The organism is Vreelandella sedimenti, assembly GCF_013416325.1.
In the GTDB taxonomy this organism is placed as follows: domain Bacteria; phylum Pseudomonadota; class Gammaproteobacteria; order Pseudomonadales; family Halomonadaceae; genus Vreelandella; species Vreelandella sedimenti.
The window spans coordinates 107,413-129,012 of sequence record NZ_JACCGK010000010.1 but is presented as its reverse complement, the minus strand read 5'-3'; the positions used below and the strand labels follow the sequence as shown (position 1 = coordinate 129,012).

Annotated in this window: 19 protein-coding genes; 9 read left to right on the top strand and 10 right to left on the bottom strand. The window is 53.7% G+C overall.

The features are described 5' to 3' along the window. Window positions 1-41 precede the first annotated feature (41 nt). Entirely contained in the window at window positions 42-971 is a 930-nt protein-coding gene (locus HZU72_RS12690; RefSeq protein ID WP_235976100.1) for a DMT family transporter, read from the top strand. A gap of 37 nt (window positions 972-1,008) precedes the next feature. Further along, window positions 1,009-1,875 (top strand): putative RNA methyltransferase, encoded by an 867-nt coding sequence (locus HZU72_RS12685; RefSeq protein ID WP_180092783.1) that lies wholly within the window; start codon window positions 1,009-1,011, stop codon window positions 1,873-1,875. Window positions 1,876-2,033: 158 nt separating this feature from the next. Here HZU72_RS12685 and HZU72_RS12680 read toward each other — a convergent pair whose 3' ends face one another. The 3 genes from HZU72_RS12680 to HZU72_RS12670 form a co-directional block, all read right to left on the bottom strand. Further along, on the bottom strand, window positions 2,034-2,240 hold the full coding sequence (locus HZU72_RS12680) for a cold-shock protein (protein ID WP_007111402.1): 207 nt from the start codon (window positions 2,238-2,240) through the stop codon (window positions 2,034-2,036). Window positions 2,241-2,495: 255 nt separating this feature from the next. Beyond that, window positions 2,496-2,714 (bottom strand): TIGR02450 family Trp-rich protein, encoded by a 219-nt coding sequence (locus HZU72_RS12675; protein ID WP_180092535.1) that lies wholly within the window; start codon window positions 2,712-2,714, stop codon window positions 2,496-2,498. A 65-nt stretch (window positions 2,715-2,779) separates the two neighbouring features. Further along, window positions 2,780-3,268, bottom strand: coding sequence for a DUF6438 domain-containing protein (locus tag HZU72_RS12670; RefSeq protein ID WP_180092532.1), 489 nt, complete (start codon window positions 3,266-3,268; stop codon window positions 2,780-2,782). A 396-nt stretch (window positions 3,269-3,664) separates the two neighbouring features. Here HZU72_RS12670 and HZU72_RS12665 point away from each other — a divergent pair, with 396 nt between their 5' ends. Both HZU72_RS12665 and HZU72_RS12660 read left to right on the top strand, forming a co-directional pair. Next, a complete protein-coding gene (locus HZU72_RS12665) occupies window positions 3,665-4,927 on the top strand; it encodes a dicarboxylate/amino acid:cation symporter (RefSeq protein WP_180092529.1) in 1,263 nt (420 codons plus the stop codon). A gap of 35 nt (window positions 4,928-4,962) precedes the next feature. Continuing rightward, window positions 4,963-5,454 (top strand): nucleoside deaminase, encoded by a 492-nt coding sequence (locus HZU72_RS12660; protein WP_180092526.1) that lies wholly within the window; start codon window positions 4,963-4,965, stop codon window positions 5,452-5,454. Window positions 5,455-5,553: 99 nt separating this feature from the next. Here HZU72_RS12660 and HZU72_RS12655 read toward each other — a convergent pair whose 3' ends face one another. Beyond that, window positions 5,554-5,727: a YqaE/Pmp3 family membrane protein gene (locus HZU72_RS12655; RefSeq protein ID WP_035538925.1), complete on the bottom strand. Its 174-nt coding sequence runs from the start codon at window positions 5,725-5,727 to the stop codon at window positions 5,554-5,556. A 153-nt stretch (window positions 5,728-5,880) separates the two neighbouring features. Between HZU72_RS12655 and HZU72_RS12650 the strand changes: the two genes are divergently transcribed. Next, window positions 5,881-7,941: a TonB-dependent receptor family protein gene (locus tag HZU72_RS12650; protein WP_180092523.1), complete on the top strand. Its 2,061-nt coding sequence runs from the start codon at window positions 5,881-5,883 to the stop codon at window positions 7,939-7,941. A 93-nt stretch (window positions 7,942-8,034) separates the two neighbouring features. Here the strand turns inward: HZU72_RS12650 and HZU72_RS12645 are convergent, their stop codons facing one another. The 3 genes from HZU72_RS12645 to HZU72_RS12635 all read right to left on the bottom strand — a co-directional run bounded on the left by HZU72_RS12645 (window position 8,035) and on the right by HZU72_RS12635 (window position 12,448). Beyond that, window positions 8,035-10,581 (bottom strand): glucose/quinate/shikimate family membrane-bound PQQ-dependent dehydrogenase, encoded by a 2,547-nt coding sequence (locus HZU72_RS12645; protein WP_180092520.1) that lies wholly within the window; start codon window positions 10,579-10,581, stop codon window positions 8,035-8,037. Window positions 10,582-10,842: 261 nt separating this feature from the next. Further along, on the bottom strand, window positions 10,843-11,841 hold the full coding sequence (locus tag HZU72_RS12640) for an NADP-dependent oxidoreductase (RefSeq protein WP_180092517.1): 999 nt from the start codon (window positions 11,839-11,841) through the stop codon (window positions 10,843-10,845). Between the two features lie 226 nt (window positions 11,842-12,067). Beyond that, window positions 12,068-12,448 carry a septal ring lytic transglycosylase RlpA family protein gene (locus tag HZU72_RS12635; protein WP_180092514.1) on the bottom strand — a complete coding sequence of 127 codons (381 nt, stop codon included), beginning with the start codon at window positions 12,446-12,448 and terminating at the stop codon, window positions 12,068-12,070. Window positions 12,449-12,772: 324 nt separating this feature from the next. Here HZU72_RS12635 and HZU72_RS12630 point away from each other — a divergent pair, with 324 nt between their 5' ends. Further along, window positions 12,773-14,218: a hypothetical protein gene (locus tag HZU72_RS12630; protein WP_180092511.1), complete on the top strand. Its 1,446-nt coding sequence runs from the start codon at window positions 12,773-12,775 to the stop codon at window positions 14,216-14,218. A 117-nt stretch (window positions 14,219-14,335) separates the two neighbouring features. Here the strand turns inward: HZU72_RS12630 and HZU72_RS12625 are convergent, their stop codons facing one another. Then, window positions 14,336-15,214: a DMT family transporter gene (locus HZU72_RS12625; protein WP_180092508.1), complete on the bottom strand. Its 879-nt coding sequence runs from the start codon at window positions 15,212-15,214 to the stop codon at window positions 14,336-14,338. Between the two features lie 101 nt (window positions 15,215-15,315). On the opposite strand from HZU72_RS12625, the gene HZU72_RS12620 reads away from it, so the two are divergent. Together HZU72_RS12620 and HZU72_RS12615 are read left to right on the top strand one after the other, a co-directional pair. Further along, a complete protein-coding gene (locus HZU72_RS12620) occupies window positions 15,316-16,188 on the top strand; it encodes a LysR substrate-binding domain-containing protein (RefSeq protein WP_180092505.1) in 873 nt (290 codons plus the stop codon). Between the two features lie 129 nt (window positions 16,189-16,317). Beyond that, the gene (locus HZU72_RS12615) at window positions 16,318-16,875 is read left to right on the top strand and encodes a cytochrome b (RefSeq protein ID WP_180092502.1); all 558 of its coding nucleotides are present in this window, start codon (window positions 16,318-16,320) and stop codon (window positions 16,873-16,875) included. 22 nt (window positions 16,876-16,897) lie between these two features. On the opposite strand, the gene HZU72_RS12610 is transcribed toward HZU72_RS12615, so the two are convergent. Both HZU72_RS12610 and HZU72_RS12605 read right to left on the bottom strand, forming a co-directional pair. Then, window positions 16,898-18,703 (bottom strand): sensor domain-containing diguanylate cyclase, encoded by a 1,806-nt coding sequence (locus HZU72_RS12610; RefSeq protein WP_180092499.1) that lies wholly within the window; start codon window positions 18,701-18,703, stop codon window positions 16,898-16,900. A gap of 206 nt (window positions 18,704-18,909) precedes the next feature. Then, window positions 18,910-19,776, bottom strand: a complete 867-nt coding sequence (locus HZU72_RS12605) for a LysR family transcriptional regulator ArgP (protein ID WP_180092496.1) — start codon at window positions 19,774-19,776, stop codon at window positions 18,910-18,912. A gap of 153 nt (window positions 19,777-19,929) precedes the next feature. Between HZU72_RS12605 and HZU72_RS12600 the strand changes: the two genes are divergently transcribed. After that, window positions 19,930-21,582, top strand: a complete 1,653-nt coding sequence (locus tag HZU72_RS12600; RefSeq protein ID WP_180092493.1) for a multidrug ABC transporter permease/ATP-binding protein — start codon at window positions 19,930-19,932, stop codon at window positions 21,580-21,582. The last annotated feature ends 18 nt before the right edge of the window (window positions 21,583-21,600 follow it).

The following is a 21,600-nucleotide window of genomic DNA, read 5'->3' as shown; positions in this document are numbered from 1 at the left end:
TTACTGCTGAAATGGGCACCTATATGTTACAGGAGCCCGCAATGAGTAATCAAAGAATAGCCTCCACCACCCAAGCTGCCTGCATGGTTGGTCGATCACAGCGAAAGTCAGTGGACGCAACGGCAGCATCGTTGATGCTGCTATTTTGCCTGGTGCTGGGTTTTCAGCAGGTAGCGATCAAAGGTGTGGCTGAGGATATCTCACCCGTGGTGCAGATGGCTCTGCGCTCAACCTTGGCGGTGTGTCTGGTCGGCGGGCTGGCTTATTGGCGAGGTATTCGCTGGGCAGATGTGGGTCATCATTGGGGCCCTGGGTTGCTGGTGGGCCTGGGGTTTGCGGCTGAGTTCGGTTTTATCGCCTGGGGATTAACCTATACCTTGGCGTCCCACATGTCGGTCTTTCTGTATACTGCGCCCATCTTCGCTGCCCTGGGGTTGCATCTTTGGGTACCTGGCGAGCAACTCTCCATTCGCCAGTGGTGGGGCGTTGGCTTGGCATTTCTGGGAATGGTGGTTGCCATGGCGCCAAGCGGTGCTTACAGCATCGAGATTCTTATTGGGGATACGCTGGGCTTGTTCGCTGGCCTCTCATGGGCGGCCACGACCGTCGTGATCCGCAAGACCTCGCTTTCTGAGGCGCCAGCAGAACTCACTCTGAGCTATCAATTGAGCGTGACGGTGTTGTTGCTCCTGCCGATGGCGGCTATATCCGGGCAGCTAATGAGCGCGCAGTTTACCCCGATGGCGATAGCCAGTCTTGGTTTTCAGACGCTGATCATTTCGTTTGCAGCGCTGCTGTTATGGTTTACCTTGTTGCGCCGCTACCGCGCTTCGCAGTTAGGCGTGTTTTCTTTTTTGGCGCCGCTTTTCGGTATTCTGTTTGGTACACTGCTGCTCAATGAGCCGCTGAGCATTAATTTTATAATCGGCGGTGGCGTTATTTTAGTTGGCATCATTCTGGTGACTCGCTAAACGCATGCACCTATCTACCATCTGCGAAGACACCGATATGAGCATTACCCCTTTTCAAGCCCTGGCGTGCCCGCTAGATGGAAAACCACTCAGTCGGTCGGATAGTGCTTGGCGCTGCTCTGATGGTCACAGCTTTGATATTGCTAAGCAGGGCTACGTTAATTTACTGCCTGTGCAGCAAAAACGTTCCCACGATCCGGGTGATAGCAAGGCGATGGTGGCTGCTCGCCAGCGTTTTCTTAAAGCAGAGTACTATCAACCTATTGCCGAAGCTGTCAGTCATGCTGTGTTGGGCCATGCCGAGGTTCAAAAGGCAGACAGCCTGCCTTTTAGCTGCCTGGATGCGGGCTGCGGTGAAGGTTATTACCTTCGCCAATTAGCTGACGCGGCGACTAACGAGCAGCCACTTTCACTGACGGGGTTGGATATCTCTAAATGGTCGGTATTGGCCGCAGCAAAACAGGATGCTAAGCAGGCACCGCTAAGCAGTTGGGTCGTGGGGAGTAATGCGCACTTGCCGGTGCAGACGGGAACGTTGGATAGCGTGCTGTGTATGTTTGGCTTTCCAGTGGTAAGCGAGTTTGCTCGTGTGTTGAAAACCGGTGGCGTACTACTGCAGGTTGAAGCGGGGGCTAATCACTTGAGGGAGCTGCGGGAGATTATCTACCCCACGTTAAAAGCTGAGCGTGCGAGTGAGACGGTAGTGCCCGATGGCTTTATTCACCATGGCAGCGAGAGGGTAAGCTACTCAATTGCACTAAACGGAAGTGACGAAATTGCCGATCTGTTGGCGATGACGCCGCATCTTTACCGAGCCAGCGCTGAGGGTCGTGCTCGCGCAGCGGCACTTGAAATGCTGTCCGTAACGGTGGATGTGCGGGTGGTGCAGTGGCGACGTCTCTAGTCGCTTTCAAACGCAGCGTTCATACACTTCTAGCGCAACTTTTGTACAGCCAAACGCAACAAGGCCCGCATAAGCGGGCCTTGTTATCCGAACCTCGAAAGGTTCGAGCAAATTCTTAAGCGCTATGTCTTATAGACTTAGTCTTAAAAAGCTTAGGCTTAGGAAATTTGCTTGATGTTTGAAGCTTGAAGGCCTTTCTTACCCTGGGTAACGTCAAAAGAAACGTTAGCGCCTTCTTGCAGGGTTTTGAAGCCGTCTGCTTGAATTTCAGAGAAATGGGCAAACAGGTCATCGCCGCCGTCAGAAGGAGCAATAAAACCGAAGCCTTTAGTATCGTTGAACCACTTAACTGTGCCAGTAGACATAGTAAAAATCCTTTCGCGCAATGCGCTTTGTAAAGTTCCTGGTATCACCCAGATTAATAGCGGATAAAACAAGGAATACAATTACAGTCTTGCCGAAAGATTTTGTACACGTCTATCTCGTACATTTCTAAATCTTTTTCGTACACTTCTGAAACCATGCTTGCTTGCTAACCAACTGGCGCTACATTGTCATGAAATGTAGCGTATGTCAAAGCCTTTGTTGACTATCTTACCGTTGTGCCCACTAAACAGCCTCTATTGCCAGCCCACTTTCCACACGCTGTCATCTTTTAAGCTTTGCCACGGCAAAATGAGCTCGCGATGAGAGTACACAGCCTCAATCACGACCTCTACTAGGTTCTCTTCTTCATCATCGCGCAGCAGCTGGGTAACCATAAAGTGCATCTCTTTATTGCTTGGCTGGGCAGCCGTCCATTTGCTGTGGTGTAGCTTGCTCGGATTGATCGTATGCATTGACGCTCCTTGGCAACGATATCGCGTGTTAGCTGCCATCAGTGATTATGCACTGGCTATCGCACTTACTGTTGTACCCAATTTTCAATGCCAAGCTCTTCATTGAGACTCCTTAGGATCTCAGTTCGTTCGCGACCGTTTTCAGAGTGACAGCCAGTATCGTGTTCAAGCACCGCTTGTGCGCCATCCTGGTTAACCCAAGTCACTGTGTAGTTTGGCAGGTCGGTGGCACGGGGGTCGCAATCAAGGGTTTGCTGCGTTGTTCCCATGTCGGGTTGCATTGCAGCTAGTCGCTCTTGCAGCGAACGAAAAACAGTCGTATTGCCTGCCTGAGTGCGCTCACCTTCTACGGCAGTGTGACGTTCACCTGTGTAGTGGGTCGTACCATCCTCCTCAACCGCAACGCTATAGACAGGGCAGGTGCCGTAGCAAGGGCCTACTTCATAACGGATTTCAGCCAGGCTGTTTTCGCTGGTCGTGGCGGAATGCTGCGCGCAGCCCGCTGTCATCAGCGCCAGTGTGGATACCGTTAAACAGGTGATAGAAAAACGCATGCAAAAGCTCCTTGTCTTGTAAAGATAATCTGACTTGATACGTTAGCTGCAGAGGGCTTCGTTAGGGCTAACAATACCTCAATGCTTGAATGAGGGTATTTGGCTTTCCAGTGTATGTTAACGCCATCAGTTTTCATAAAGTAATCGCTAAATTAACAAGCAACCACAAAGCTGTGAATGTTGGAGGAGTCTGCGTTCTATAAAAAGCCACCGGGCCTGCCACAGTGATGGGCTGTTTCTCTGGCTGTCTGCAGAGGAAGTGCGTACCGCCTTGATTTATTGCCGCCTCCTGTCTTATCGATATCGCTGTGCCACACTAATAGAATGAGACGTATATATGGGACACGTGCTGCTCACATTAGACCCGCTCACACATGCAAACCTATAGGGACTTAAATGACACGTATATGGAAGGCCTATTGTCAGGCGTCGTTGATTTTACGCGTCACCATCGCACTTATGTTGGGCGTTGTGGTCGGGCTGGTGGGCGGGGAGCAGGTAGCGGTTTGGTTAGCGCCGTTAGGCGATTTGCTGCTTCGGCTGCTCACTTTTCTGATTGTCCCGATTGTGCTGTTTACGCTGATGGTGGGGGTGAATCAGTCCCGGGAGGGAAGCGCTGGCCGTGTAGGCGGCAAGGTGTTTGGTTATTACCTTATCTCTTCCACGCTGGCGATCATGGTGGGCTTAGCGGTTGCCACACTGTTTAGCCCCGGCAGCGGTATGACGTTGGATGAAAGTGCCAGTTTCTCGGTGCCCGAGAATCCAGGCGTTGTCGATACGCTGCTGAATATAGTGCCGGATAATATTATTGGTGCGTTTGCCGAACTCAATATGTTGGGCATTATTTTTACGGCGCTGGTGTTTGGCATCGCATTGCTAAAGATGCGCCAGTCGGAGCGCCAGCATGCTATGGGTGAACGCCTTTATGGGGTGATTGAATCGCTAAATGAGGTCACTCTAAAAGTAATGTCGGGGGTATTGCACTACGTGCCCATCGGCGTGTTTGCGATTGTTGCCGAAACGGTGAGTCAGCAGGGGTTGGAAACGCTACTCTCACTGGGCGATATGGTGGTTGTGCTGTATATCGCCCTGGCAACCCAACTGCTGATTTATTGCGGCATCATGCGGCTGTTCGGTGTGAAGCTGCGCACCTTTTTTCGCGAAGCCCGTACGCCAATGGCCACGGCGTTTGCCACCCAAAGTAGCTCGGGTACGTTACCGCTAACGGTTAATGCTGCTCACCGCTTAGGAATTTCCAAAAGCATCTATGGTTTTAGTCTGCCGTTAGGGGCTACTTTAAATATGGATGGGGCGGCGATTCGTATCGCCATCTCGGCGGTATTTGCCGCCAACGTGATTGGTGCACCGCTGGATTTCATCAGCATGGTGCAAATAGTGTTGATCGGCACGCTAGTGTCGGTGGGCACGGCAGGGGTGCCGGGGGCCGGAATCATCATGATCGCCACGGTGTTTGCCCAGGTGGGCCTACCAATTGAAACCGTCGCGTTGCTCACCGCTATCGATGCACTGGTGGGAATGGGGTGTACGGCGCTGAACGTGACAGGCGATTTGGTCGGCACCTCCGTGATAGCCCGTAGTGAAGGAGAGGAGTTGCAAGAGGAGTTTGTCGAAGAAGCACCCGCGGCGGTAAAGGGATAAATGCAGTAGGACAATGACGACTACAAGGAGAACACGTGTTGAATGATCGTGAGTTCGCTTACTTAACGCGTGCCGTTGAGCTCGCTGAAGAAGCCCTTGAGGCGGGTGATGAACCCTTTGGCAGCGTACTGGTAAGTGCCGAAGGAGATATTTTGGCCGAAGACCGTAACCGCATCGCCGGTGGAGATTCTACTCAGCACCCTGAGTTTTTCCTGGCGCGCTGGGCTGCTCAGAATATGGCGCCCGAGGCGCGAGCAAAGGCTACAGTTTATACCTCGGGTGAGCACTGTCCCATGTGTGCCGCTGCCCACGGTTGGGTAGGGCTAGGGCGAATTGTCTACGCCAGTTCGTCTGAACAGTTGGGACGCTGGCTTGCAGGTTTGGGCGTGGGGCCTTCTCCAGTTGCGAGCTTGTCTATTCAACAGATTGTCCCAGGGCTCAAGGTAGAAGGCCCAATAGACGAGCTGGATGAACGCGTTCACGCATTACATATACGGCGCCATGCCAGCCCTACTTTTAAGACATAAAAGAAGACGTAAAAAAAGCCGCCTAAGCGTTAGCTTAGGCGGCGTCGTATTCACTAAACTTGGCTATTAAACCTAGTTATTAAAACCTGGCTATTAAAGCTAGTGTTTCAATATCACATAAAATGCATGAATGATGCCCGGTATGAAACCAAATAGCGTTAGAATAATATTCAGCCAGAAATGCCCTTTAAAACCGACCTCAAAAAATACGCCGAGCGGGGGAAGTATTACGGCAAAAATCATTTTGATTGGATCAGTCGCTGTAAACGCCATGAAGCCTCCTTTGCTTTCATTGGTGTAACTTGTACAAGTGTAGGCACGATCAACTTATTTATCCATGCCTTGGCGAATTCCCTGTGACTAGCCGAGTAGAAAATCGTTCAATTCCGCCATTGATTTCCGCTCTACGCTATTTGGGAGGGCCCCGTGTTCAAAATACCACTGAAAGTAACCACCACGTCTTTTTGTTTATTAAGCTGTCTTGGCGCTGGCCAGAGTTGGGCACAAGAGAATTCGTCAACTGATAACACGCTGGCCACACTTCAAGTGACGGCGCCACGACTATCGCGAGAGCTGTACGCCACGCCCGCTGCGGTTTCAACGCTCGACCGCGAGGCGATTGCTCAGGGGCAGCAGCGCACACGGCTGGATGAGGCGTTAGTGCGAGTGCCTGGCGTGTTTTTGCAGAACCGCGATAATTTTGCCCAAGGCCAGCGAATCTCCATTCGCGGCTTCGGTGCTCGTGCGCCGTTTGGCGTTCGCGGTATTACCGTGATGGTGGATGGCATTCCGTATACGTTACCCGATGGCCAGGCGCAGTTAGATGCCATTGATTTGGACAGCGCTGAGCGCATCGAAGTTATCCGCGGGCCCTCTTCGGTACTTTACGGCAACGCGGCGGGTGGGGTAATTGATGTGACCACCGCCGATGGTCGCGATAACCCTGGCTCAAGCGTGCGCACCGAGGTGGGCAGTGATGGCTATCGTAAGGCAGTCGTACAAACCGGTGGAGCCCAGGGTGATTGGTCGCACCACGTCAGTTTCTCGGCACTCAATGTGGATGGTTATCGGGAGCAGAGCTCTACAGAGAAATACCTGCTGAATGCCAAACTGCGAAGAGAGTTAGGCAGTGATCGGGCGTTAACCGCGATTATCAACCTGCTGGACAACCCCCGTTCCGAAGACCCCGGCGCGCTGAACGCGGGTGAAGTGGCCAGTGGCCGTGATCAAGCAGCGCCGAACTCATTGGCGTTGGATGCAGGGCAGAACGTAGATCAGCAGCTTCTGGGCTTACAGTACGAAGATCTGTCCGCAGGCCCTGGCGAGTTCTACCTAAAAGGCTTTGTTGCGCAGCGCGATTTTGAGCAGCAACTGCCCTATGTGGGTGATAGCCGTATCGGCTACCAGCGTGATTATCTGGGCGCGAGTGCTGAGTATCATCATGAAGTCAGCTTGGGCAATCTGCCGCTGAGTTATATCACCGGTGTCGATGTGGCGCGCCAAGACGACGAGCGCTTTAGGAACGATGTCAATGGCCAAGGCGTTGTCGGTGAGCAGTTGGCGGAAGAGACCCAAACGGCTACCTCCGCTGGAGTATTTGCTCAGGGCGATTTAGCGCTGACCGAGCAGGTGACGCTCTCGCTTGGTGCGCGCTTTGATCGAGTGGAGCTAGAAGTAGATGATCGCTATTTGGACGATGGTGATCAAAGCGGTGATCAGACCTTCAATGAGTGGAGCGGTTCGGCGGGGTTAAGTTACCGTTATCGTCCGCAGCATCAAGCCTATATCAATACCGGTACGGCGTTTGAAACGCCGACGTTCTCCGAGTTTGCCAATCCGGCGGGCGGTGGTTTTAACCCGTCGGTATCGCCGCAAAAAGCCTGGAATCGTGAAGTGGGGCTGCGGGGCTACGTTGAACCGTTGGCCATGGATTACGATCTGGCGCTATTTTCGGTGCGCGTGCGTGACGAACTCGTGCCGTATGATGACGGCGGTCGCACCTTCTACCAAAACGCAGGCGACACCGACCGCGACGGCATTGAGCTGGCGCTAGGCTGGCAGCTCGCCGACCAATGGCGGTTGGATAGTGCCCTTACGCTGGCGAGCTATGAGTTTGATCAATTTGCTACACCCACTGAAAGCTTTGGCGGGAATCGCATTCCTGGCCTGCCCGAGCAAACCTGGGTCAATCAACTCACTTGGCAGGGGCTGGATGGGCGCTTTGCCACGCTGGAAACCCAGTACGTGGGCGATATGGTGGCGGACAACGCCAATGAGACAGAGGTCGATAGCTACTGGCTGGTGAACCTGCGGGTGGGCGATGGTTGGCAGTTGGGAAGCGATACACGGCTGAATGCGTATGTGGGCGTGCGCAATCTCTTAGATGAAGAACACTACGCCAACGTGCGCTTGAACGGCACCTTTGGCCGTTTCTATGAACCTGCTCCGGGGCGCAGTGTGTATGGCGGTTTAGAAGTACGCTTTTAAATCGAAATGCTGCAAGTAAATAAAAACGGGCGGCGCTCATTCATTATTGCTGAGGCCGCCCGTTCTCGTGGGTGATAACGCTAAGTTAGCCGGTTACTCCGGTAGCGCGTAACCAATCACGTAATCGCCCATCTTGGTACCAAAGGTGCCGTGACCACCTGCGGTGACGACCACATATTGACGGCCATCTTCACCGGTGTAGGTCATCGGCGTGGCTTGGCCTCCCGCTGGCAGGCGTGCTTTATACAGCTCCTCGCCAGTAGTGATGTCGTAGCCGCGCAGGTACTGATCCAGCGTGCCGCTCAAGAACGACACCCCGCCAGCCGTCGTCAGCGGGCCGCCTAGCGCAGGAACGCCGACGTTCAAGCCAATCGGAAGATCAAACGGCATGCTGTCACGTGTAGTACCATTGCGGTGCTTCCACACCACCTCGTTACTTTGCAGGTTGATACCGGCTACATCGCCCCAGGAGGGCGCTTGGCAGGGCAGACCGAGCACTGAAAGCAGAGGGCCAAGCTCAACGGCATAAGGTGCGCCTTCATTGGCTTGCAAACCCTGTTCGCTAGCAGAGCCTTGGCCTTCTGTTACCTCTTCACGAGGAATTAACGTAGACACAAACGCCAGGTATTTAGCGCCGGTGAAGAGTGCTTGCCGCTCTGGATCAACGGCCACACCACCCCAGTTCATCACACCGACATTGCCTGGATAAACAATGCTGCCTTCCAGCGAAGGTGGCGTGTATTGGCCTTCATAGCGCAAGGAGTTGAACTGAATGCGGCACATCATTTGATCAAACGGTGAAGCGCCCCACATGTCGCGCTCGGTGAGCGGCGGTGGTAGAAGGTTAAGCGCTGAACGCGGTTGAGTCTCGGCGGTCCAGTCGCCTTCCACGGCGCCTTGTGGTGCAGGGACCTCTTCGATGGGCACAATCGGCTCACCGGTTTCACGGTTCAATACATATAGGCTGCCCTGCTTGGTCGGTTGAATAACCGCGGGCTGGATGCCATCACTAGTGGCCAGGTCAATCAGTACCGGTTGCGCAGGCGAGTCCATATCCCATAGGTCGTGGTGTACGAACTGGTAAACCCACTCAACCTGACCATCTTCCAGGTTGAGTGCCACTAGACCCGCGCTGTAGGTTTCATCGTTCTCGGAGCGGTCAGCGCCATACTGGTCAGGCGTGGCGTTACCCATCGGCAGGTAAACCATGCCTAGTTCTTCATCAACGCTGATGGGTGCCCACACGTTAGGGGAGCCGCGGGTGTAAGTCTCGCCTTCGGCTAATGGGTCGGTGTCGTCAGGGTTGCCGCTATCCCAGTTCCATACCAGCTCACCGGTATGCACATCAAAGGCACGAATAACGCCTGAGGGCTCGTCAATGGAGCTGTTGTCGGTGACATGGCCGCCCAGAATGATCAGGTTTTCGGTTACCGTCGCAGGGGATGTAGAGTAGTAACCGCCCGGTGCGAAATCGCCAATATTGTTGGTGAGATCAATTTCGCCGTTATTGCCAAAGCTGGCACACCGCTCACCCGTATCTGCATTTAGCGCAATCAAGCGTGCATCTGCCGTGGGTAGGTAGAGCCTGCGTGGGCACATGACGTCGGTCTCGCTGAGCATGGGTTGCTGCGGGGCACCGTTTTCTTCTTCAACACCAAACAGCAGTGACAAGAAGGAGAGATCCAGACTGAAAATATCGCTGTCATCGAAGATGTCGAAAGAGAGCGCTGTAGCACTACTCGGCGCAGCGTCGCTGTTTGCCGCTTGGTCGTCAGGCGTGCTCTCAGTAGCTGAATAGTTGGCGGCATCGTAATAGGCGAGGCCACGGCAGGTCATGTGTGCCCAGCCGGAGAAGTCATCTGCCCCCATGGTGCTGATTTCAGGGTCAAACGCCCACAGGGTTTCGCCGGTTTCAGGCGAGAGCGCCATCGCCCGACTGTGCGACGTGCAGATATACAGGCTGTCGTTCACTTTTAGCGGGGTATTCTGGTTGGTGATTTCCGGGGGCGCATTGGGGCCCGCCTCATCACCAGTTTGAATGCGCCATACCTCTTCAAGTTCGCCGATGTTGTCCGGCGTGATCTGATCGAGCGAGGAGTAGTGGGTGCCCGCATTGGTGCCGCCATAGGCAGGCCAATTATCGCCCGCCACTTGGGCTGGGTTAGTGCTATCGGCCGTTGATTGGTTATTAGTGGCTAGCGACCCTTCGATAGCGCCGGGATCGTTATACTGACTGGCAATGGCCACGATAACGGCGGTAGCAATGCTCCCAACAAGCGCCAGGCTGCCGCCTTTTGAATGTAGTGGCTTACGCCACCAGGGCAGGAGCAGCAGAATACCTATTAAACAGAGAATGGCAACGCGGGGCACTAACTGCCACCAGTCGAGACCAACCTCCCACAGCGCCCACACTAATGTGGCAAAAAGAATCAGCGCGTAGAGCCACAGAGCGGCGCCTTTGCGCAGGGTAAATAGAACGCCGCAAGCAATAATGCTAAGCCCGGCAATTAAGTAGTAGGCGCTGCCGCCTACGCTGACGAGCTTGCTGCCGCCAAAAGCAAGCACCAAGCCGATAATAAATAGTAGCAGGCCAACTATTATAGCTGGCCATTTACTGTGATCGCGCGTGCTTTCTTCCATGAGAGGTCCCCTAGTGAAACGTACTTAATACGTTAATGCATGCCGCTTAAACCCTAAATTCAAGCAATAAGTGCCAAGCGACGAATCCACAACGCGCTTTAACCCATCGGCGGCGCCGATGGGTTAAAACACACCGCTATGGTGGATGATTTTAATAATCAATTCGCTATTGGTCTAACGATTTGATGTTTTTTTCTAAGACGGGCGCCCTACCGCCAGGATCGTTGATTTCGCGGTAGGGTTAGCCAGAAGGCGTGAGGTTTATAGCTTGACCAGCATTTTACCGGTATTGCCGCCGTCAAACAGGGACAGGAATGCATCGGGGGTGTTCTCCAGACCTTCTTTCACTGTCTCTTTATATACCAGCTTACCTTCCGCTACTTGAGGGGCTACTTCGTTCAGAAAATAGGGGTAGCTAGACCAATGGTCGGCCACAATAAAGCCCTGCATTTTGGCCTTGCGCACTACCAACTGAGATAGATTGCTCGGGCCGGGGGCAGGCTCTTTTGCATTGTAGCTATCGATCATGCCGCATACGGCAATCCGCGCGCCTTCATTCAATTGACTCAATGCCGCTTCTAGGCAGGTACCGCCGACGTTTTCGTAATACACATCGATACCGTTGGGGCTGGCGAGCTTAATGGCGTCGCTTAACTCCTGTGCGGTACGGTCACGGTAGCTAACCGGTTCAACGCCCAATGATTCAAGCCAGGCCAGCTTATGCGCAGCCCCGGCAATACCGACCACATGACAACCTTTGGCTTTGGCCAACTGCACTGCCAGGGAGCCTACGGCACCGCTAGCCGCGCTAACCAACACATTGTCACTCGGCTTGCATTCGGCAATCAGGTTGAGGCCAGTCCAGGCGGTCATGCCAGGCATGCCGAGTACGCCCAGATAGGCCTGTTCGGGAACATCGATATCGGGTAGCGGCGTGACGCCCTGCGCAGGCAGTTGGGCAATATCCCGCCAACCGCCCATATGGCTTACTTTGTCGCCCACTTTTAAGCTTGAATCATTGGTCTCGATGATCTCTCCAATGGCGCCGCCTTCCATCGGCTTGCCGAGTTCAAACGGATCCACATAGGTGCGAATGCCGCTCATGCGACCACGCATATAAGGGTCGACGGAAAGCCAGCGGTTGCGAATACGTACTTCGCCTTCGGCTAGGTCGGGTAGGGGTTGTGTTTCCAGCTTAAAGAGCGTGCGATTGGGTAGGCCTTTGGGATAATCGGTAAGCGTATAGAATTGTGACTGCATAGATGTGCCTCCTGCAAATACTTGGCGTGTATCGAACTCCTTGCAGCATAGTGACCATTAGCCTGCTTGCAAGTTCGTTAATGTATTGGAAAGTAGCCACATAAAGAAACAGGGCGACCATTGCTGGTCGCCCTGTCTGTTGACTGCTTAAGATAACGATGCTTCGTGTGCTGTCGCATTGATTAGGCTAATGGGTATCACACAACAACCAAGGATGTGTTATCCGTTAATCCAACAGCGTTACCATCACTGGAGCTGTACCGCGGCGAATCATGCCAAGCTTCGCTGCCGCGCGTTTAGATAAATCAATAATGCGTCCTTGAATGAAAGGGCCACGATCATTGATCAGTACTTCTACCTCTTGCCCCGTATCCGGGCGTGTCACCAACACCTTGGTGCCAAACGGCAAACTCGGGTGGGCGGCGGTCAACGCCTGCTGGTCAAAGGGCTCTCCACTGGCAGTGGTCGCTCCTTGAAAGCGGTCACTATAAAAAGAGGCGACGCCTTCCTGTATTTCTGTCTCGTGTGCAAAAGCACTATTGGCAGCGCTACTTGCTACTACTGCTGCCAAACAAATCGTTCGGATCAGTCGTTTTTGGGCTCCCATAGGAGTACCTCAGTTTTGCGTGTTGCGAATCCCGCACTCTTGATGAGGTGCCTGATAGGCTTGTCGATACTACCCTTGTCGCAACGAGTCAGCAAGCTTTGAGAAGATCGATGCAAATAGGTTCAATTTCGCGATTTTTTAGTCTCTACTTATGAGGCCTTGGGTTTCAGTGACTTATCAGCCCAAGTATGGATTGAGTACAGAAAACACTTTGTGCAATGCAACGTTTTTCATGAAACGCTCACTTTAATTGAGTAAGCATCTTATAATCACCGATGCTTATCTAATTAATGATTGTCATTGCGACTCAACAAGGAACCGCTCATGGCTAGATCTTCTTCGTTTACGTTTGTATTGGTGGCGATCGGTGGCGCAGCCGTTGGTTTTCTCGCCGCTCAAATTATTCCCTTGCCGGGACAAACCGTCGATGAAGCACCTGCCGAAACTGCTGAGACAACTGATCAGCCGTCTGTTGCCGAGGCTATTGTTGGCCTTGAAAAGCTCACGCTTGATGAGCTCATGCGTGGTGAAATAACCTCGGCCAGCGAGCTGAACGGTAACGATGGTAGCCGCTTCATGCGCTACGCCATCGCACTGGAAGAGGATGAGATTGTCGAGATATCTCTCAATGGAGCCTTGCAAGGTGTTGTGGCGCTTTATGATGATCAGCTACAGCTGCTCGATAATGCCTCTATCGTTCGTCACCGTATTGAAGAGAGCGGCGACTATGTAGTGGTGGTTAGCGGTGCCGATGCCCACAGTTATGGCCCGTTTACCGTTGACAGCCGAACAGTTGAGCTGACGGATGCCGACACGGTGGCGGTGGGCGAACCCATCGATAGTTGGCTGCAAGGGGATGCCCGTGAAATCACCTTGAATATAGAAGAGGCAGGCCTATACCAATTGGAAATGCGTTCTGACGACTTCGACGCTTACCTGGAGATTGAAGGGCCGAACGGCTACGCCCGCGAAGACGACGACAGTGCTGGTGATTTAGACGCACGCATTGCTGATTTCCTTGAGCCCGGTGAATATACGCTGACGGCAAGTAGCGCCTACGATGATGGCAATGGCGTTTATACGCTTTCAGTAGAGCCTCACGAGTTACCAGGTGATGGTGAGCTGCGCAATGATGGAGAGCTGACGCCCGATGACTCTCTCAACGGCTGGTTTAGTGGCCAGGAGCTTAGTTACCAAGTAGAAGTAGAAGAAGCTGGCATGTACCAAATTGAGATGCGCTCCAGCGACATCGATTCCTACCTGGTGCTTGAAGGGCCTAACGGTTACTACCGCGAAGATGATGACAGTGCCGGCAACCTGGATGCTAGCATCGCTGATTTTCTTGCTCCCGGTGAATATCAGTTAACGGCACGTACTGCCTATGGCGAGAGCAGTGGTATGTTTACGCTCTCCATGGCGCCACGTGATATGCCAGATGTTGATCTGCGCAATGAAGGCACGCTTACCCCTGGTGACGCGCTTAACGGTTGGTATAGTGGTGAATTGCTGACGTATCAGTTGGAGGTAGAAGAGAGCTCGTTAGTGACGCTGGAAATGCGCTCTGACGATTTTGATACCTTTATCGAGATCAGTGGCCAAGGTTTTGTCGCCAGCGATGACGACGGCGCGGGCGGTACCGACTCACGGCTTCAAGAGCAGTTGCTGCCCGGCACTTACACGGTAAGCGCACGCGGCTTTAGTGCTACCGGTAGCGGCTTATTTGAACTGAGCCTTGAAATGGAGCCGGCGGATATTCCCCCAGAGCTTTAATTGTTAGCGTTAATCGATAATACCCTGCGCCCCTGTTGCTTACCGTGATAGGGGCGTTGGTCGATGGTGAGGTGTAAATAGTGAGGCGTGAGGTGTAAATAGTGAGGCGTGAGGAGGTTAACGGCTCGCTTTGAGGCAGCCTACCACCACCAGCGTTGCCGCGGCGGGTAGACGCCAGTCGAGCACGCTCATGCCTGCCAGCACCAGCAGTAGGGCGGCCAGAATCGGCACACCATACGCCAAGCTGCCCACAAGGCTCGCGTGCCCCCAGCGTAGCGCTTTATCCCACGCCACCATGGCTACTCCGTAAGGCCCTAAGCCCAGCGCGATGCCCGCTAATAACGCTTCACCGCTGGGGAGGGCGAGGGTGCCTTCCAGTATTAAGCTGGCGGCCACGGCAATAGCGCAGGCCATGAGCAGTAGCCGCGGCAGCAATGATGTTAGGGCCACTGGTGCAGCTTGGCTTAACCATGAATAGATCGCCCAGCAGCAGGCAGCCAGCAGTGCTAGTGCGTAGCCCGTGGTGGCACCACCCAATCCCCCGCTGATAGCTTGAGGAACCAACAATAGCGCCGCGCCTGAAAACGCTATAAGGGCGCCGACAACCCCCGCGATGCGTAAGCGGCCAAAACGGCTCCATTGGCTGAGCAGCACGAACAGCACGGGCCAGGTGTAGGTAATTAGCGCCGCTTCGGCGGCGGGCGCTAACCGCATGCCAATAAAGTAGGTGCTGACGGCGCCAAAGATGAGTAGTGGGATACCCACCCAAACGCTGAGTTGCCAGCCCGCGCCGCAGGCAGCGACATTAACGCGGCGGCTTAACGGTAGCGTCGCCAATGATCCCGCTAATAGGGTAACGGCGGTAAGCTGCAAGGGCGGTGTTGCTTTGGCAAACTCAGCCAGCAGCGGTGCCCCACTCCAAAGCATCACGGCCACCAGCGCCGCACCAACACTGTACCAACGTGGAAATAACGCGGGGGAGTGAACGGGATGCATAAGAGTTCTCCTTGATTTGAGCATGTGCCGAGCAGCATACTCATCATCAATGCATCACAATATCGATCTTTTATGATCGATTTCATCAAGTTTGGTGATATATGCGTGCCCCCACGTTAGACCTAACCCTGCTACGCACCTTGGTAGCGATTGCGGACACCGGCAGTGTGACCGCAGCTGCTAAACGGTTGGCGTATACTCAGTCCACTGTGAGCATGCAGCTCCAGCGGTTAGAAGCGCAGCTCTCGCTCACGCTGCACGAGCGGGAAGGGCGGCGAATACGCTTTACCTCAGAAGGCGAACGCTTGCTTAACCACGCCCGGCGACTATTAGCGCTTAACGATGAAGCGTGGAGCGATATGCAGGCGCGTCAGGTAACAGGCGATCTTACCCTCGGCATACCTGAAGATTACGCCTCGCTGCTGCCCTCGGTGTTTGCCTACTTTCATCAGCTCTACCCCGCCGTGGGGTTAAAGGTGATCTGCGGCACCAGCGCACATCTCGTTGAGCAGGTTAAGGCTAAAGAGCTGGATCTTGCCTTGGTGACCCGGCAGCGTAACTCGCCGGGAGGCGATGTAATTCGCCGGGAACCGCTGCTGTGGGCAGTCGGTATGAACCAGCAGCCGCTGCTAAGCGATCCGCTACCATTGGCGCTCTACTCACCGGGGGCTGACGTATTCCGTGAAGTGGCCGAGCAGGCGCTGCAATCGGCGGGGCGCAGCTGGCGCGTGGCCTATACCAGCCAATCCATGGCGGGGCTGGCGCCTATTGTGACCGCCGGTCTGGCTATCGTGGTGGTGACTCGCAGTATGCTAACCCCTGCACTGAGGCCGCTGGATGAGAGCAGTGGACTGCCTGCGCTGCCGATGATTGAGTTAGCGCTGCACCGGGCGCCACACCGACCTTCGGAGCCTGCGCGCCGTTTGGCAGAGTTAATACGCGATCAGTTGGCAGTGCCCGAACAAGCGCTATAAAGTGGTTTTTTAGCCCAAGTAGAGCCTAAGTAATGTTTAGCGTTGATGGCCGTGTAGTGCTTTAATCAGCGTATGGGAGCGTTACTGACTAGAATGAAGAACAAATGAATTGGTTGTTAGGAGCACTACATGCACGAACTGGATCACTATATCTACCCGCATCGGGTGCTGCACTGGCTGGTAGCTGGCGCGGTGTTGCTCTCCTTGGTCAGCGGTTTGACATTAGGCTTTTTGGGCTATGAACGCACCGTCGCTCTAGTCGGCAATATGTTGACGAACTTGCTGTATACCAGCCATAAGACGCTGGGCGTGCTGATCCTGTTGCTAATGACGCTACGTATTATTACCCGCTTGACCTTTGTGGTGCCTGACCATGAACCGCCTCTAAATGCCTTCGAGAGGGTAGTGAGTACCAGCGTTCACCATTTGCTCTACTTGGCGTTGGTCGTTATGCCTTTATTGGGCTGGGCGGCTACCGCAAGCGGCGGTTTTCCAGTGGAGTTTTTTCACTGGCATTTACCCGGTTTGATTGGCGAGCGCGAGCAACTGTCTGAACAACTCTTTATGTGGCATGAGCGCCTGGGGTGGGCCATTTTAGGCTTGGTGGTATTGCACGTCGCCGGTGCTATGTTCCATTGGAAAATCAAACGCGATAACGTTATGAAGCGTATGAGCCTGTTTGATTAATAGCCAAGATATTTGCTAAAGATTAATTCGTCGAGCCGTAGCGATAGCACGCTGTTGCTTGGCGTGATTTGACGGCGTACATATGGCTATCGGCTTCACGCAGTAAACTCTCAAGAGTGGCGTCCTCTGTTCCCTGACAAGTGCTTACCCCAACGCTCACGCTAACACTAACCCGCTCGCCGCAGGGGAGTTTGATGGGTGAGCGAATGGCTTCGTCGATACGTGCCTGTATATTCTCAAGCGTATCGTGAGGTTCAATGTTCTCCATGATAATAATAAACTCATCGCCTCCAAAGCGTGCACAGTGGTCACCGGTACGCGCCATATGGGCAATACGATTGGCAATTTGTTGTAAGACAAAATCACCTGCCTCATGGCCATAGCAGTCGTTAATGGGTTTGAAACGATCCAGGTCAAGCATCAGTAGTGCCAAGCGATGGCCGTTTCGACGATTACGCTCCAGAGCTTCTTCGGTGCAGCGCGCTAGGCCATGACGATTTAATAAACCGGTTAGCATGTCGCAGTTGGCTAAATGCTCTAGCGCTTTAGTTCGGGCAGCGACTTTTTGTTCCAGCATGGCTTCCTGCTTTTTAAGCGCAGCTAACATAGCAGCTTGAGCACGCTCTTTTTGCCGTTTAAGTTTATTAAAGCGCGACGCCAGCGCAAACGAAAGCAATAACATTTCTAGCGCTGAGCCAATTTGAATGCCGTGTAGGGTAATAAAATTAGCTGGCAGTATGCCCAGATTGCGCAGTGCAAAGACACCTGCGCCCAGCAGGAATAGCGACCAAGCAAACACGAACAATCGAGCGCTGGGTATGCGTCGCAAACTGCAGTAGCTGCCACAGATCAGGAGCAGTAAGGCGGCCATAAACCCCGTCACATCCATGATGTGAAGCGCCGAAGGAATGGGCAGCAGTAGCGAGGCAATGACGGCGAGCCAACAGTAGCTGCGAAAGGTATTTAATACTTGGTGCCAGCGTGGACAGTAATCCTCTGTATTAAGAAAACTCTGCGCAAACAGCGTGGCCATGGCGGAAGCAAACGTGAAACCGAGCGCCACCAACCGTGATGTATTCTCAGCTAAAAAACTCCAAAACATCAATGTGCCAATGCCGTTAAACGCCAGAATGGCAAGCCCAAAGCCAGCAACAAAAAGCGAGTAGTAAAGAAATACGCGCTCTTTTAAACCAAAAAAAAGCAGTAAGTTATATAACCCCATCGCCAGTAGCATGCCGAAGTAAGTCGCCAGCCAAAAATTATGGCGATCGTTCTGGGTATAAAATCTCTCTGGCGTTAATAAGTTGTAGCTCAGCATCTTGCTGCCTGAGGCAGCCACATGAGTGTACAGCGTGACGGTTTCAAAGGCGGCCAGCTCCAATGGGAAAACTGCCTGACGGTGGGCAAGCGCACGCTGTTCAACGGGAACCGCGCTGCCGCTTCGTTGCACACTGCTTAGCTGTTGGCGAAGCGTATAAAGGGTAACGTAATCCAAAAACGGGTATTCAAACTCCACCATCCAACGCTGGGGCTGCGGCGAGTCGTTGTATACTTGAGTGCGCAGCCATACGTCACCTCGGGTGTAGCCAAAGTTCAGGTCTTCGGCATGGTGCGTTGGCGTAAAAGTAATTGACTGCGCGAGTATGTCGTTAATCGTTAGAGATGGTTCATCGGCGTGCCAAAATCCGCTATAGGGGGCAAGCGAGTGACTCGCCTGGTCTGGCGATGTGGATAGAGGGGAGCTTGCTTGTGCCCATGGCACAGATAAAACCGCAATCAGCAGCAATAAGCCGGTGTAAACACCCGCTGTTAAACGTTGTGCATGCATAGGGTCTCGCTTTTTTCGTTTTTTTACCCCGTTCGCTGTTCCCTGGGTTCCCTTACCCGCCGGGGGCCGCTAATTCGTCGACATAGCGCTCAGACGCGGCTTGCATGCCGCCCCGCCCAAAAGCAGCTCAAATTTCCTTGCGCCGTACGATAAGCTCTTTGAGTGTAGTTGGCTTTGGTGAAAGGAAACGTTGAAAACTCTCATGCTTAAGTCATAACACGACTTAAATGTTGCGTAAGCCGTTGAATGAGTTGTCCGCTGTGGCGCCAAAAATGCCAGTATAAGGGCACTGCTAAAAAATGACCGGGAGCAACACTGGCTAGTTGGCCACTGGCCATTAATTCGCCGACCTGCAACTGGGGCATCATGCCGTAACCTATCCCGGCTGCGGCTAAGCGCACAAACCCTTCTGAAGATGGGCAGAGGTGATAAGGAAAGTGGCCGTGGTAGCCGCACTGAGCAAGAAAGCGATGCTGCAACTGATCGTGAGGGCCGAAGACGATGGCTGGCGCGGATTGAAAGCTCGCTTTGCAAGGGCCTTCTGGAAAGTAACGTTCGATATAAGTCGGAGTCGCCAAAGGGTGGTAGTGCATTTCTCCCAATGCAACACTGCGTGCCCCGGCTATTGGCTGCGGTGTGGCGCATAGACAGGCTGCCACATCGCCATCGCGCAGGCGCTTGAGCCCGACATCCTGGTCTTCAATCACCAAATCCAGCAGTAAACCCTCCTCTTGGCAGATCGTGGCAACGGCCTCGGCCCACCAAGTGACCAAGCTATCCGCATTGATAGCGATCCGCAGACGCGGCGCCTGGTCATCCAGCGTGGGTAGAGAACCGCGGAGGTCGCGCTCTAATAGCTGTACTTGCTGGTAATGGGTCAACAGCCGCTGACCCGCAGGGGTCGGCGCTAGATGAGGGTGGCGTATAAGCACCGGCTGCCCAAGGCGAACTTCCAGTGACTTAATGCGCTGGGAGACAGCTGATTGTGAAAGCCCCAGCACATCGCCTGCGCGCTCAAAACCGTCGCACTCCACAACGGTCGCCAAGGCATGAAGTAGTTTGTAATCCAACATGACGGTTTTCCAAGTCCAGAAGAGTAATGACGTTAATTAAAAAGAGGTAATTTAACAAATGCACACTAAAGCAAATGAAAATCAATTCATTATTGACTTGCCCCAGCAGTGCGGCACAATTCGGCGCTTATACAACAATGGTGGAAGGTAATAATGGAACTGCTGCGCTTAGTATTTCATCACTACCGCTGGCCCTTTTTAGGCGCTATTGCTTTGAGCCTATTGAGCGCTGGCTTAGGGGTCGGGGTGATTGCCTTTATCAATCAGCGGCTTATTGAGGTAGGCAGTATGGCGGCGCTGCCGCAATTTCTCGGCCTGCTGGCGGTGCTACTGGCGGTCACACTCAGTACGCAATTGGCGCTGACCGTGCTGGGGCACCACTTTGTGTTTGATCTTCGCTCGCGGCTGGTGAAGCGTATTCTCGACACCGATATTGAGCGCTTGGAGCTGCTGGGCAACGCCACATTGCTGGCCAGTCTGTCCAGCGATGTGCGCAACATCACCATTGGCTTTGTGCGTCTGCCGGAACTGATTCAGGGCGTGGTGCTAACGCTCGCCTCGGTGGCCTATTTGGCATGGCTGTCTCCGCAAATGGTGGTGATCACCGTATTGTGGATCGCGTTCACCATGGGCGTGGGCTGGGTGCTGGTGTCGCGGGTGTATCGCCATTTTCGCCTCGTGCGTGAAAGCGAAGACAGTCTGTATAAAGATTTCCAGGCGGCCATTGAAGGACGCAAAGAGCTGGCGCTGAACCGAGACCGTGCCCGGCGCTTTTATGATGAGCGCTATACCGCCAATGCCCGTGACTACCGTCACCATATCATCCGCGCCGATACCTACCATTTAAGCGCTAACAACTGGTCTAACATTATGATGTTGGGCGCCATCGGGGTGGTGTTTTTCCTCTCTAATGGATTGGGGTGGGCGAATACCACGGTGGCTTCCACCTTTGCGTTGACGCTGCTATTCCTGCGTACGCCGCTGATTCAGGCGGTGGGCGCTTGGCCAACGCTGATCAGTGCCCAGGTCGCTTTTGATAAATTGAGCAGCCTGGAGCTAGCCGAATACCAATCAAGCTTTGCCGTCGACGATACACTGGCTGATTGGCAGCGTCTGGAGCTGGAGGAAGTCACTTATCACTACCCGGACACTGCCCAGGGCGAGGGCTTCCAGGTGGGGCCACTCAATATGACCCTAGAGCGCGGTGAGCAGGTGTTCTTGATTGGTGGCAATGGCAGCGGTAAGTCGACCCTGGCAAGGCTACTCTCTGGGTTATACCGCCCCCAAAGCGGCACCATTAAGATTGATGGGCAGGTGGTCACTGCTGCTCAGTGGGAAGCGTTCCGCGCTCGTTTTGCCAGCGTGTTTACCGATTTCCATCAGTTTGATCAGACCATGGGCCCTGAAGGCCTGCCTGCTGATCCGCAGGTCATTGATACCTGGCTTGAGCGGCTGCAGATGCAGCACAAATTGCAGTGGGAGGGGGATCGCGTCATCAACACCCAGCTCTCACAAGGGCAACGTAAGCGCCTGGCACTGCTACTAGCAATTGCCGAAAAGCGCGATATCTTGCTGCTCGACGAGTGGGCGGCAGATCAAGACCCGCAGTTCCGGCGGTTGTTCTACCGCGAGCTGTTACCGCACTTGAAAGCAATGGGTAAAACCGTGTTTGCTATCAGCCATGACGACAGCTACTTCGTCCACGCTGATCGGCTGCTGGAGATGTCGAAGGGACAACTAAGCGAGCTGAAAGGCGAGCAGCGTGCGCGGGCAAGCGAAGATGCAGTTGCGCAAATTAATATCTAAACAGTGTTAAAAATAGCT

Coding starts and splice junctions, on each gene's coding strand:
- HZU72_RS12620 (WP_180092505.1), top strand. CDS start 15,316: ATGCGTGCCCCCACGTTAGACCTAACCCTGCTACGCACCTTGGTAGCG.
- HZU72_RS12655 (WP_035538925.1), bottom strand. CDS start 5,727: ATGGCGTTTACAGCGACTGATCCAATCAAAATGATTTTTGCCGTAATA.
- HZU72_RS12605 (WP_180092496.1), bottom strand. CDS start 19,776: ATGTTGGATTACAAACTACTTCATGCCTTGGCGACCGTTGTGGAGTGC.
- HZU72_RS12645 (WP_180092520.1), bottom strand. CDS start 10,581: ATGGAAGAAAGCACGCGCGATCACAGTAAATGGCCAGCTATAATAGTT.
- HZU72_RS12665 (WP_180092529.1), top strand. CDS start 3,665: ATGACACGTATATGGAAGGCCTATTGTCAGGCGTCGTTGATTTTACGC.
- HZU72_RS12690 (WP_235976100.1), top strand. CDS start 42: ATGAGTAATCAAAGAATAGCCTCCACCACCCAAGCTGCCTGCATGGTT.
- HZU72_RS12615 (WP_180092502.1), top strand. CDS start 16,318: ATGCACGAACTGGATCACTATATCTACCCGCATCGGGTGCTGCACTGG.
- HZU72_RS12680 (WP_007111402.1), bottom strand. CDS start 2,240: ATGTCTACTGGCACAGTTAAGTGGTTCAACGATACTAAAGGCTTCGGT.
- HZU72_RS12635 (WP_180092514.1), bottom strand. CDS start 12,448: ATGGGAGCCCAAAAACGACTGATCCGAACGATTTGTTTGGCAGCAGTA.
- HZU72_RS12600 (WP_180092493.1), top strand. CDS start 19,930: ATGGAACTGCTGCGCTTAGTATTTCATCACTACCGCTGGCCCTTTTTA.
- HZU72_RS12625 (WP_180092508.1), bottom strand. CDS start 15,214: ATGCATCCCGTTCACTCCCCCGCGTTATTTCCACGTTGGTACAGTGTT.
- HZU72_RS12610 (WP_180092499.1), bottom strand. CDS start 18,703: ATGCATGCACAACGTTTAACAGCGGGTGTTTACACCGGCTTATTGCTG.
- HZU72_RS12640 (WP_180092517.1), bottom strand. CDS start 11,841: ATGCAGTCACAATTCTATACGCTTACCGATTATCCCAAAGGCCTACCC.
- HZU72_RS12630 (WP_180092511.1), top strand. CDS start 12,773: ATGGCTAGATCTTCTTCGTTTACGTTTGTATTGGTGGCGATCGGTGGC.
- HZU72_RS12685 (WP_180092783.1), top strand. CDS start 1,009: ATGAGCATTACCCCTTTTCAAGCCCTGGCGTGCCCGCTAGATGGAAAA.
- HZU72_RS12670 (WP_180092532.1), bottom strand. CDS start 3,268: ATGCGTTTTTCTATCACCTGTTTAACGGTATCCACACTGGCGCTGATG.
- HZU72_RS12675 (WP_180092535.1), bottom strand. CDS start 2,714: ATGCATACGATCAATCCGAGCAAGCTACACCACAGCAAATGGACGGCT.